The 11,767-nt window shown below is 65.6% G+C and carries 11 protein-coding genes; 7 read left to right on the top strand and 4 right to left on the bottom strand.

Features of this window, described 5'->3' with window-relative positions; genetic code table 11:
• The 3 genes from ACLFQI_RS01515 to ACLFQI_RS01505 all read left to right on the top strand — a co-directional run.
• Positions 1-600: DapH/DapD/GlmU-related protein (locus tag ACLFQI_RS01515; RefSeq protein WP_410757027.1), on the top strand; the 600-nt coding region annotated here is incomplete at its 5' end.
• Positions 601-770: 170 nt separating this feature from the next.
• A complete protein-coding gene (gene glmS, locus ACLFQI_RS01510; RefSeq protein ID WP_410757026.1) occupies positions 771-2,651 on the top strand; it encodes a glutamine--fructose-6-phosphate transaminase (isomerizing) in 1,881 nt (626 codons plus the stop codon).
• Between the two features lie 101 nt (positions 2,652-2,752).
• Entirely contained in the window at positions 2,753-3,295 is a 543-nt protein-coding gene (locus ACLFQI_RS01505) for a Uma2 family endonuclease (RefSeq protein WP_410757025.1), read from the top strand.
• On the opposite strand, the gene ACLFQI_RS01500 is transcribed toward ACLFQI_RS01505, so the two are convergent.
• Positions 3,245-3,508, bottom strand: a complete 264-nt coding sequence (locus ACLFQI_RS01500; protein ID WP_410757024.1) for a hypothetical protein — start codon at positions 3,506-3,508, stop codon at positions 3,245-3,247. The two genes, ACLFQI_RS01505 and ACLFQI_RS01500, sit on opposite strands and share 51 nt — an antisense overlap.
• Positions 3,509-3,555: 47 nt before the next feature.
• On the opposite strand from ACLFQI_RS01500, the gene ACLFQI_RS01495 reads away from it, so the two are divergent.
• Positions 3,556-3,810 (top strand): hypothetical protein, encoded by a 255-nt coding sequence (locus ACLFQI_RS01495; RefSeq protein WP_410757023.1) that lies wholly within the window; start codon positions 3,556-3,558, stop codon positions 3,808-3,810.
• 251 nt (positions 3,811-4,061) lie between these two features.
• On the opposite strand, the gene hemE is transcribed toward ACLFQI_RS01495, so the two are convergent.
• A complete protein-coding gene (gene hemE / locus ACLFQI_RS01490; protein WP_410757022.1) occupies positions 4,062-5,129 on the bottom strand; it encodes a uroporphyrinogen decarboxylase in 1,068 nt (355 codons plus the stop codon).
• A gap of 195 nt (positions 5,130-5,324) precedes the next feature.
• Here hemE and uvrD point away from each other — a divergent pair, with 195 nt between their 5' ends.
• From uvrD to hemW, 3 genes are read left to right on the top strand one after another with little or no spacing between them, the layout of a single operon-like run.
• Positions 5,325-7,550: a DNA helicase II gene (gene uvrD / locus ACLFQI_RS01485; protein ID WP_410757021.1), complete on the top strand. Its 2,226-nt coding sequence runs from the start codon at positions 5,325-5,327 to the stop codon at positions 7,548-7,550.
• Positions 7,551-7,585: 35 nt separating this feature from the next.
• On the top strand, positions 7,586-8,668 hold the full coding sequence (locus ACLFQI_RS01480; RefSeq protein ID WP_410757020.1) for a TRAP transporter substrate-binding protein: 1,083 nt from the start codon (positions 7,586-7,588) through the stop codon (positions 8,666-8,668).
• A gap of 59 nt (positions 8,669-8,727) precedes the next feature.
• Positions 8,728-9,921: a radical SAM family heme chaperone HemW gene (hemW, locus tag ACLFQI_RS01475; RefSeq protein ID WP_410757019.1), complete on the top strand. Its 1,194-nt coding sequence runs from the start codon at positions 8,728-8,730 to the stop codon at positions 9,919-9,921.
• A gap of 225 nt (positions 9,922-10,146) precedes the next feature.
• Here hemW and ACLFQI_RS01470 read toward each other — a convergent pair whose 3' ends face one another.
• Positions 10,147-10,626, bottom strand: coding sequence for an Hsp20 family protein (locus ACLFQI_RS01470; protein WP_410757018.1), 480 nt, complete (start codon positions 10,624-10,626; stop codon positions 10,147-10,149).
• 280 nt (positions 10,627-10,906) lie between these two features.
• Entirely contained in the window at positions 10,907-11,650 is a 744-nt protein-coding gene (locus tag ACLFQI_RS01465; protein WP_410757017.1) for a CerR family C-terminal domain-containing protein, read from the bottom strand.
• Between the last annotated feature and the right edge of the window lie 117 nt (positions 11,651-11,767).

Below are 11,767 nucleotides of genomic sequence, written 5' to 3'. Positions count from 1 at the left end.
CGGCTCGATGTGCGCGGTTCGCTGATCTGCGATCAGGACGTGGTGCTGGACGTGAACCTGGTCTGCGAGGGGCGGGTCCGCATCGGCGCCAACACCCGCATCGGCCCCCATTGCCTGCTCAAGGATTGCACCATCGGCCCTGGCGTCGAGGTGTTGGCGCATTCGATCATCGAGGGGGCAACGGTCGGGGCCGGCGCCCGGATCGGTCCCTTTGCCCGACTCCGACCCGAGGCCGAGATCGGTGCCGATTGCCACATCGGCAACTTCGTCGAGGTCAAGAAGTCGCGCATCGATGTCGGCAGCAAGGTCAATCACCTGAGCTATGTGGGCGATGCCGAGATCGGCGCTGGGGTCAACGTCGGCGCGGGCACCATTACCTGCAATTACGATGGTGCCAACAAGCACCTCACCGTGATCGGTGACGGCGCCTTTATCGGCTCCAATACGGCCTTGGTCGCGCCGGTGAGCGTTGGCGCCGGCGCCACCATTGGGGCGGGCTCGGTCATCAGTCGTGCCGCGCCCGCCGATCAATTGACGCTGACGCGCGCGCCGCAGACGACTATCCCGGGTTGGCAGCGGCCGAAAAAGGGCGAGGGCTAGCCGCTCGACCTGATCGCCGCCCGCTCGACGCCAAACCCCATAGCCAGGGCGAGCGACGCTCAGGCGATTGACGGACCTCGCCTCGGGCCCATCGCGCGGCATCGGGGCGGCGAGCGCGAGTCCGATCGGTTAGCATCGGCACATCGACCACCTCGCGAGGACCTCTGATCATGTGTGGCATCGTTGGCGCCATCGCCCATCGTCCCGTCTCGCCGATCCTGCTCGAAGGGCTGCGGCGGCTCGAGTATCGCGGTTATGATTCGGCCGGATTGGCGGTGCTCGACGCGGACGGCAAGATCGGGCGCTTGCGCACCCTGGGAAAGGTCGCGCAGCTCGACGCCGCGCTCGCTGAGCAACCGCTCGCGGGCACCCTGGGCATCGCCCACACGCGCTGGGCCACCCACGGCGAGCCCTCCACCCAGAACGCCCATCCGCACATGGCGCGCCAGCGCTGCGCACTGGTGCACAACGGCATCATCGAGAACCACGAATCCCTGCGGCGCGAGCAGATGGCCGCCGGCCATGTGTTCAGCTCGCAGACCGATACCGAGGTGGTGGTGCATGCGATCCATGATGCGCTTGAGGCCGGCCAGGCGCTGGCCGAGGCGGTGCGGCACACCATCGCGCGGCTGGACGGCGCCTATGCGCTCGGCGTCATCGACACCCATTACCCGGATCGCCTGGTCGCCGCGCGCCAAGGCAGTCCGCTGGTCATCGGCGTTGGCTTTCAGGAATACTTCATCGCCTCGGACGTCTTCGCGTTGCTGCCGGTCACCAACCGCTTCATCTTCCTTGAGGAAGGCGATGTCGCCGAGCTGCGCCGCGACCGGCTCAGCATCTGGAATGCCCAAGGCGAGCTGGTCGAGCGCCCGCTGCGCGAGTCCGCGGTGGCCGCGGACTCGGCCGAGCGCGGCCAGTATCGCCATTTCATGCAGAAGGAGATCTTCGAGCAGCCGCGCGCCGTGGCCGACACCCTGGAAGGCCGCCTGAGTAGCGAGGGCGTCCTGCCCGAGGTCTTCGGCATCGATGCCGAACGCATCTTCGCCGCCGCCCAGGCGGTCACCATCGTCGCCTGCGGCACCAGTTTCCACGCCGGTTTGGTCGCGCGCTACTGGATCGAGGCGCTGGTCGGCCTGCCTTGCAACGTCGAGGTCGCCAGCGAGTACCGCTATCGCCAGCATGTGGTGCCGAAGGATTCCCTGTTCGTCACCCTCTCGCAATCCGGCGAGACCGCCGACACCCTGGCCGCGTTGCGCATCGCCAAGGCGAGCGGCTATGCGACCACGCTGGCGATCTGCAATGTGCCGGAAAGCAGCCTGGTGCGGGAGTCCGACCTGGTGCTGTTGACCCGCGCCGGGCCCGAGATCGGGGTCGCCTCGACCAAGGCCTTCACCACCCAGCTGGTGGCGCTGCTGTTATTGACGCTGACGCTGGCGCGCCTGCATCGAACCGGCAGCAGCGCTCAGGCGGCGGCGTCTGCTCAGGACGGGCTCGGCGATGACAAGGCTCACGCCGCCCGCCAGGCCGAGCTATTGCGCTCATTGCCGGTCCAGCTCGAGCGCGTGCTGGCGCTCGATGAGGAGGTGGCCGCGCTCGCCGAGCAGTTCGTCGAAAAACACCATTGCCTGTTCCTTGGTCGCGGCGAGGCCTATCCGATCGCGATGGAAGGCGCGCTCAAGCTCAAGGAGATCTCCTACATCCATGCCGAGGCCTATCCGGCCGGTGAACTCAAGCACGGCCCGCTGGCGTTGATCGACGAGGATATGCCGGTGGTCGTGGTCGCGCCCAACAATGCCCTGCTCGAAAAGCTCAAATCCAACCTCGAAGAGGTCCGGGCGCGCGGCGGACAGCTCTACGTCTTCGCCGACGATCAGGTGCCGTTCCAGGCAGACCCGAGCGTGACCATCATCCGCGTGCCCGAGACCGACGATCTCATCGACCCGCTGGTGTTTACCATCCCGCTGCAACTCTTGGCCTATCACGTCGCCGTGCTCAAGGGCACCGATGTCGATCAGCCGCGCAACCTGGCAAAATCGGTGACGGTGGAGTAGATGCCGCCCTGCGGAGGGCCTAAACCGATCAGGCATCAGGCGATCGTGCTGGGTCCAATCATTCAGTCATAGGCGCCGTTCGCGCTCTGGATGCGGAGATGATGCCGATGCCCGTTGTCGCTCCCGTCGAGCACTACCGAATCGATGATTATCGCCGCTGGGAGGGCGATTGGGAGCTGATCCAGGGCATTCCCCTCGCCATGGCGCCCTCGCCAGGCATTGAGCACCAGCGCGTGGCGCGGCGTCTGCTGCGCGAATTGGATGCGTCTCTCGATGATTGTCCGCGTTGCGAGGCCCTCCACGAGATCGATGTCGAGTTCTCCGACGACACGGTAACGCGGCCTGATGTGCTCATCATCTGCTTCGAGCCTGACGGCGATCGGATCACTCGCACGCCCGCGCTGATTGCGGAAGTCGTCTCTCCCAAAACCGCCCGTCGCGATGAGCAGACCAAGTTTCAGCTCTACCGCGAGGAAGGGGTCGGCTATTACATGCTGCTCTATCCCAGTCAAGCCAAGGCCAAGATATATCGGCTTGTCGAAGGTGAATATCGAAAGGTCGGTGATTTCCAGCGAGAATCCTGTCCCATCAGGCTAGCTGACTGCACGATCGATCTCGATATCGCGCGCCTTTGGGGTCGCTGATGTCAATTCGGTCAGTCGTTGGCGCTCTCGGATCTGTGCCGCATGCGCGTCGGCGCGGCGCAAGAGTTCCTGCTCGTCGATATGCCCCGGCTCGTCCTTGGACGTCGCGAAGTCCTCGAAATCCTCGGGCTGGATCGGTAGCGGCGAGAACTGCAACTCACCCGACACGGTGAGGGCCTCGTGAAACCGCTCGACCAGCCTTGAGTGGACCACCTCTTCACGCTGTCCTGATAGAGGGAGTTGTAGACCTGGATCCGCTGGTGGTGCTGACCGATACGGTCGGTGCGCCCGATGCGCTGCAGCAACGCCTCGACCGCGGTCTGCTCCCAGGTGAGATCGCTCTCGCTGCGATGCTTCAAGACCAATCCTTCGTCCTCGTCCAGCTCCTCCAACGCCTCGCGATCCTCCTCATCGAGGGTGAGCCGCTGCGCCTTGTGCGTCAGGATCTGCTCGATCTTGATCAGGCGCCGCTCCAGCGAACAGCGCAGGGCATGGAACGACGAGGCAAAGCGTAAGCGCAAAAAGCACAGGTAGAAGCCGATGGCCGCGCGTTGCTTGCCGTCCTCCATGTTCGCCGCCATGCGCTCGGCCAGATCCGCGCAATACTGCTGCAGGTGCTCGTAGATCTCGCCTCGGACTTGTCGCCGATCACGGCCTCGCGATGAACTGCCTCTCTGGCACGATCAGGGTTCCGAAGAGTTGATCGAGCAGAGACAGAGCATCGCAAGGCGCGCGATGCCAACGCCGATGTGGCCATCGCGGTGCCTCAACCCGCATGATACGGCCGGCTCTGCTCGTGCACGGCGGCGACCATGGCGGCGGCATGATCCGGATTGACGTCCGGATGGATGCCATGGCCGAGGTTGAAGACGTGGCCGGAGCCACGCCCGTAGCTGGCGAGCACGCGGCCGACCTCGCGCTCGATGCGCTCGGGCGAGGCGTAGAGGATGCAAGGGTCGAGATTGCCTTGCAGCGCGACCTTGTCGCGCACCAGCTTGCGGGCATCGGCGAGATCGGTGGTCCAGTCGACGCCGAGCGCGTCGCAGCCGGTCTCGGCCATGCGGTCGAGCCACTGGCCGGCGCCCTTGGCGAACAGCACCACCGGCACGCGGCGGCCGTCGGCCTCGCGGGTGAGGCCCTCGACGATGCGTTCCATGTAACGCAGCGAAAACTCGCGGAAGTCGGAGGGAGCGAGCACGCCGCCCCAGGTGTCGAAGACCATCACCGCCTGGGCGCCGCGTGCGATCTGGGCGTTGAGGTAGCTGGTGACCGACTCGGCGACCTTGCCGAGCAGCTTGTGCATCAGATTGGGCTGATCGAACATCAGCGCCTTGCTGTGGGCGAAGTTTTTTGCACTCGCGCCCTCGATCATGTAGGTGGCCAGGGTCCAGGGCGCGCCGGAGAAGCCGATCAATGGCACCCGACCATCGAGTTCCTTGCGGATCAGTGCAACCGCGTCCATCACGTAGCGCAGCTCGTCCTCGGGGTCGGGCACGGCGATGGCGTCGATGTCGGCGGCAGTGCGCACCGGGCGCGCGAACTGCGGGCCCTCGCCCTCGGCGAAGGAGAGGCCCAGGCCCATGGCATCCGGGATGGTCAAAATGTCCGAGAACAGGATCGCGGCATCGAGCGGAAAGCGCTCGAGCGGCTGGATGGTGACCTCGCAGGCCAGTTCGGGGGCGCGGCATAGATCCATGAAGCTGCCGGCCTTGGCGCGGGTTTCGCGGTACTCGGGCAGATAACGGCCGGCCTGGCGCATCATCCAGACCGGGGTGTAGTCGACGGGCTCGCGCAGCAGCGCGCGCAGGAAGGTATCGTTCTTGAGCTCGGTCACAGGCAGGGTCCGGCAGCGGTGGTGAGTGGGTGTTGTTGTCGGGGGCAGGATACTACGGCAATTCGCCTGCTGTCAGGGGCGGATGCGGCCGATCGGCGAGGCCGCCAACGGGCAAACGGCCGCCCGCGCGCTGTCTGGATCCATGCACCGCGATTGGCTGCGGAAAACTGCCGGGGCTGCGGTTACAATCGCGCGATGGATGACGTCTCTCATATTCTCGATCCCCTGAACCCGGCCCAGCGCGAGGCCGTCACCGCCGATGCCGGCAATCGTCTGGTGCTGGCCGGCGCCGGTTCCGGCAAGACCCGCGTGCTGGTGCATCGCATCGCCTGGCTCTTGCAGGTGCAAGACGTGCGGCCCTGGCGCATCCTGGCCGTGACCTTCACCAACAAGGCCGCGCGCGAGATGAAGGGCCGCCTCCAGGAGATGCTTGGCGAACCGGTCGGCGGCATGTGGGTCGGCACCTTCCATGGGCTGGCGCACCGTTTCCTGCGCGCGCACTGGCAGGATGCCGGGCTGCCGCAGCAGTTCCAGATCCTGGATTCGGACGATCAGTTCCGGCTGGTCAAGCGCACCCTGAAGGCGCTGGAGCTGGATGAGGCACGCTGGCCGCCGCGGCAGGCGCAGGGCTTCATCAATAGCCAGAAGGACGAAGGCCGGCGACCGCAGCACATCGATGCGGCGGGGGATTTCTTCCAGGAGCAGATGCTGCGCATCTACCGGACCTATCAGCAGGCCTGCGACAAGGCCGGCAGTGTCGACTTCGCCGAGCTGCTGCTGCGCGCGCATGAGCTGCTGCGCGAGCGCGCGGACATCCTGCATCACTATCGCGAGCGGTTCGCGCACATCCTGGTCGACGAGTTCCAGGATACGAATGCCATCCAATACGCCTGGCTGCGGCTGCTGGCGGGGGATCGCGACAATCTGTTCCTGGTCGGCGACGATGATCAGTCGATCTACGGCTGGCGCGGCGCGCGGGTCGAGAACCTCCAGAGTTTCCAGCGCGACTATCCGAACACCGAGATCGTGCGTCTGGAGCAGAATTATCGTTCCACCGGCACCATCCTTGGCGCCGCCAACGCGCTGATCGCGAACAATCCGAGCCGGCTCGGCAAGAATCTCTGGACCGAGGACAGCGCCGGCGAGCCGATCCGCCGCTATGCCGCCTTCAACGAGATCGACGAGGCACGTTTCGTGGTCGAGCGCATCCGTCGCGCCAGCCAGGAGGAAGGATTGGCACGCAGCGACTGCGCCATCCTCTATCGCACCACCGCGCAGTCGCGACTGTTCGAGGAGGCGCTGATCCAGGCCGGGCTGCCGTATCGCGTCTATGGCGGCCAGCGCTTCTTCGAGCGCGCCGAGATCAAGGATGCGCTGGCCTATCTGCGCCTGATCGCGAATCCGGCCGATGACACCGCCTTCGAGCGCGTCGTCAACCTGCCGCCGCGCGGCATCGGCGCGCGCACCATCGACCTGCTGCGCACCCAGGCGCGCGCCGACGGCAGCACGCTCTGGCAGACCGCGCAAGCAGCGGTGAGTCAAGCCTTGCTACCGGCGCGCGCGACCGGCGCACTGCGTAGTTTCATCGACCTCATCCAGCGGTTGGCAACGCGTGCTGCCGCCGAGCAGGAGCAGGAGCAGGAACAAGAGCAAGAGCAGGGACAGGGACTGGCGCTGGAGCAAGCGCTGGAGCTGCCGGATCTGGTCGCCGAGGTGCTGACAGCGAGTGGCCTGCCGGCTCATTACGAAAAGAACAAGGACGGGCGCGGCGTCGAGCGCCTCGAGAACCTGGAGCAGCTGGTCGAGGCGACGCGCCGTTTCGCCGCCGAGGCGCCGAACGACGAGGGCGATCTCCTCGGCAGCTTCCTCGCCCATGCCGCGCTCGAGGCCGGGGATGCCCAAGCCGACGGCTTCGAGGACAGCGTGCAGCTGATGACCCTGCATAGCGCCAAGGGGCTGGAGTTCCCGCTGGTGTTCATCACCGGCGTCGAGGAGGGGCTGTTTCCGCACAGCATGTCGGTCAGCGATCCCACCCGGCTCGAGGAGGAGCGGCGCCTGTGCTACGTCGGCATGACCCGCGCCAAGCGCCAGCTCTATCTGACCCATGCCGAGAGCCGCCGGCTGCATGGGCGCGAGGACTACCCGATGCCGTCGCGCTTCTTGCGCGAGGTGCCGGCCGAACTGATCGAGGAGGTGCGTGGCGGCGGGGTCTCGCGACGATTCGGCGGCGGCACGCTGGAGGCCGCCGATGCCGTCGATGGCTTCCAGCTTGGCCAACGCGTGCGGCACCCGAAGTTCGGCCCCGGCGTGGTGCTGAATACGGAAGGCCATGGCGCGGGCGCCCGCATCCAGGTCAATTTCGAGGCGGCTGGCGCAAAATGGTTGGTCCTGACCTATGCGCGCTTGGAGCCGGCCGACTGAACGCTTGATACACACGCACGATCGAGGAATCCGCCATGCAACGCCGAGCCTTACTCACTGGAGCTGGAGCCGCCACCGTCGCCCTGGGAACCGGGATACGACCGGCGGCGGCGAAGGCCGAGCACAAGTGGAAGCTGGTCACCACCTGGCCGAAGAACTTCCCGGGCATGGGCACCGGGGCCAACAAGCTCGCCGAACTGATCGGCCGGATGAGCGGCGGGCGCATCGAGGTCAAGGTCTATGGCGCCGGTGAACTGGTGCCGGCCTTCGAGATCTTCGATGCGGTCTCGCGTGGCACCGCCGAGATGGGGCATGGCGCGGCCTATTACTGGAAAGGCAAGAGCGAGGCGGCGCAGTTCTTCGCCAGCGTGCCCTTTGGACTCACCGCCCAGGAGATGAACAGCTGGCTCTACTACGGCGGTGGCATGGAGCTTTGGCAAGAACTCTATGCGGGTTTCGGTCTGGTGCCGGCGGCGGCCGCGAACACCGGCGTGCAGATGGGCGGCTGGTTCAATAAGGAGATCAACTCGGTCGACGACCTCAAGGGCCTGAAGATGCGCATCCCGGGCTTGGGTGGCGAGGTGTTGAAGCGCGCCGGGGGCACCCCGGTCAGCCTGCCTGGCGGCGAGATCTTCACCTCGTTGCAGTCCGGAAACATCGACGCGACGGAGTGGGTCGGTCCCTACAACGATCTCGCCTTCGGCCTCCATAAGGCCGCCAAATACTATTACTACCCGGGATGGCACGAGCCGGGCACCACCCTGGAGGCCTTCGTCAACAAGGAGGTCTTCGACGGCTTGCCGGACGATCTGCAGGCGATCGTGCTCAATGCGTGCAAGGTGGCGAATCAGGATTTGCTCGCCGAGTACACCGCGCGCAATCCGGCGGCGCTGCGGACGCTGTTGACCGAGTATGGGGTCGAGCTGCGTCAGTACCCGGACGATGTGCTGCTGGCGCTGCGCGCGCTCTCGACCGAGGTGGTCGCCGAGATCGCCGAGAAGGATGCGTTCTCGCGCAAGACTTATGCGTCGTATCAGAAATTCCTGGCGAACTCGAAGGAATGGAGTGCGGTTTCAGAGCTGGCCTATCTGCGGGCGCGCGATCAGCTGACGGCATGAAGGCCGATTGCTGCTAGATCGATCCGGCTGTTGGGCCACCTGGTCAGGTTGCAGCGGCGGTGCCTCTCGTGCGCCAGGAGCGCGGGCATCCACCCGCGACGCTACCGCCGTTAGCGCTCTATGTGCACATGCCCTGGTGCCTGCGCAAATGTCCCTACTGCGACTTCAACTCGCATGCAGTGCGGGATGGGATGCCCGAGGCGGCCTACATCGATGCCCTGTTGAGCGACCTCGACGCCGAATGCCAACGGCTCGCGGCTGGGCCAACGCGAGCGCTGATCTCGATCTTCATCGGCGGCGGCACGCCGAGCCTGTTCTCGGGGCCGGCGATCCGGCGGCTACTCGCTGGCGTGAGGGCGCGCTGCGCGCTGGCTCCCGAGATCGAGATCACGCTGGAGGCGAACCCGGGCACGGTCGACGAGGCGCATTTCGCCGACTATGCCGAGGCCGGGGTCAATCGGCTCTCGCTCGGGGTGCAGTCGCTCTCGGCGAGGGCGCTTGAACGGCTAGGGCGCATCCATACGCCGGAGGATGTGTCGCGGGCGGTCGCGGCGGCGCATGCGGCCGGGATCGGAAATCTCAACCTGGACCTGATGTTCGGCCTGCCGGGACAGGACTTGGCGGGCGCGCGCGAGGACTTGGAGCGCTCGATCGCCCTCGCGCCGACGCACATCTCCTACTACGAGCTGACCTTGGAGCCGAATACCGCGTTCTATCGGCAGCCGCCGCCGTTGCCCGATCCGGATCGGGCCGATGCGATCCAGCAGCAGGGGCTTGAGCTGCTAGCGGCAGCCGGGTTCGAGCGTTATGAGATTTCGGCCTGCGCGCGGCCGGGCTATCGCTGCCGGCACAATCTGAACTACTGGCAGTTCGGCGATTACCTGGGGATCGGCGCCGGCGCGCATGGCAAGCTGACCGCGCCGAGCCTGAGGGCCGTCGAGCGGCGGACCAAGCAGCGCCACCCGGCGGCCTATTTGGCGGCAAGCGAGCCGACGCACTCCGTGCAGACCCTGTCCGAGCAGGATCTGGTCGAGGAGTTTGCATTGAATGCATGCCGGCTGGTCGACGGCTTCACCACGGCAGATTTCGAACGCAGCACTGGCCTCGGCGCGAACCGCCTTGAGCCAGGCCTGCGCGCCGCAGCTGAGCGTGCACTGGTGTCACGCGTGGACAGCGGAAGGCAGGTCGCGATCCGTCCCACCGCGCTTGGTCTCGCGTTCTTGAACGACCTGATCGGCGGCTTTTCGGCTTGAGCTGATGGGTTCAGGGTTCAGCGGTTGCAAGAACAGGCGGTTCGATCCGTGGGGTCTCGATCTCATGGCGAGCGTGCGGCAACGAAAAAAGGCCGAGCGATGGCCCGGCCTTTGGTTCGATCACCGCTGGAGCCCAAGTCACTGGGCTGAGGTACTGGGCTGGGGTACGGGGCTGGCCGCTTGAGCCAGCCCTGTGCGGTCAGCACAGCGACCGTGCTACCAGGTTCAAGCGGCGGCGCGCGTCTCTTCCTGGGTGTCGGTGCCTTCGATGTAGCGACCATTGTCACCGCGAATCTCGATCTTGCGCGGCTTCATGGCCTCCGGCACCTCACGCACCAGGTCGATGTGGAGCAGCCCGTTCTCGAGCCGCGCGTCGACCACCTTCACATAGTCGGCGAGTTGGAAACGACGCTCGAAGCTGCGGGTCGCGATACCGCGATACAGGTAGCGCCGCGACTCTTCGTCGTCGTCCTGCTGGCGCGAGCCGGTCACCGTGAGCAGGTTCTCCTTGGTCTCGAGACTCAGGTCGCCCTCGGCGAAGCCCGCCACCGCCATGGTGATGCGGTACTTGTTCTCGTCCTCGACCTCGACGTTATAGGGCGGATAGCCGCCGGCCTCGTTGCGAAACGCATTCTCGAGCGAGGGCGCCATCCGGTCGAAGCCGATCATGGAACGGAACAGCGGCGAGAAATCGATGGTTGTCATCTGCATATCCTCCAAATGAGCAATATGGTTGAGGGTGGCGTTCACCAGGAACCGCCGGTTTCGGTGCAGACGCCGTGGTGGCCGTCTGCGTTATGTAAAGTAGCGCGGGATGCCCGGCTTTGCAAGCCAACATGAACACATTGTCATTTTTCTTGTTGGGCTAGCGGATTCAGTGGCTTACGCGAAATGGCCGGCTGGCATGCGGATCGGGGCATGCGGATCGGCATGCGGATGGGGTTCAAGTGAGCGAGCGAGCTGGCGCGCGACGACCAGTGCCGCCCTAGCAGCCCTGATCCGCGGCGTCATCCAGGGCCGGCTGATGGAACGCCGTGCGTGCCTGTTTGGTCCGCTCGATGCCCCCGAGCGAGAACCACCAGATCTGCTCGACGAGCGCGTCGAGGCGTTCGGCAATCGGCGGGCGATGCGGATGTAGGCGTTCGATGATCGGGGTGGCGTGATGGTAGTAGAGGATCTGTCCGATGACGCTGGCGGCGCAGTCGATGGTCATGGGATCGTTGGTCGTGGTCTCGAGAAGCGTGGCGACGATTTCATAGAGTTCGCGCGCATCCGGTTCGAGGTGCTCGGTGACGATGCGGTCGAGGACCTCGGTAGGGTGCGCCATCTCGTTGAAGAACAGCGTGCTCGGTCGCACCTGGCGCTCGCTGCGCCAACCGCCGCCCTGACTGTCGCCCTGACTGTTGCCCTGCTCGCTGTCGCCGCCGTCGCAGCGGAAGAGTTCCTCGAGCAGGGCCTGGATATGAACGCGCAAGCGTTGCTCGGGTGGGGCATCGGCCGGCAGGAAGGCGGTGCGACGCACGCGCAGGGTCTCGAACAAGCGCCCGTAGATGGCTTCATAGAGGCTGCGTTTGTCGCCAAAGTGGTAATGCACCGCAGCGATATTGGCCTCGGCGCGCCCGCAGATCTCGCGGATGGTGGCGGCGCGATAACCATGCTCGGCAAAGACCTCGAGGGCCGCCTGCAACAGGCGTTCGCGCGTGTTATTGGTGGGTTCGGTATCGGGCAAGACATCCTCCTCAGTGGCTCGGTGGCGCCTATTTTAGAACACCAAGCCTGGCTGTCGGGGGCTTCGTGTACACTTCATCGGTCGATGTTGTCCTCATCATGGAGCCCTTGCGACGAG

Origin of the sequence: Halochromatium sp., assembly GCF_046541315.1 — a bacterium.
Classification (GTDB): Bacteria; Pseudomonadota; Gammaproteobacteria; order Chromatiales; family Chromatiaceae; genus Lamprobacter.
Note: the sequence above shows the minus strand (reverse complement) of the source record. Positions and strands in the feature narration are given on the sequence as shown.

Excerpts from the sequence above, each read along its gene's own strand:
- ACLFQI_RS01505 (WP_410757025.1), top strand. The coding sequence starts at position 2,753 with ATGCCGATGCCCGTTGTCGCTCCCGTCGAGCACTACCGAATCGATGAT.
- glmS (WP_410757026.1), top strand. The coding sequence starts at position 771 with ATGTGTGGCATCGTTGGCGCCATCGCCCATCGTCCCGTCTCGCCGATC.
- ACLFQI_RS01470 (WP_410757018.1), bottom strand. The coding sequence starts at position 10,626 with ATGACAACCATCGATTTCTCGCCGCTGTTCCGTTCCATGATCGGCTTC.
- ACLFQI_RS01480 (WP_410757020.1), top strand. The coding sequence starts at position 7,586 with ATGCAACGCCGAGCCTTACTCACTGGAGCTGGAGCCGCCACCGTCGCC.
- uvrD (WP_410757021.1), top strand. The coding sequence starts at position 5,325 with ATGGATGACGTCTCTCATATTCTCGATCCCCTGAACCCGGCCCAGCGC.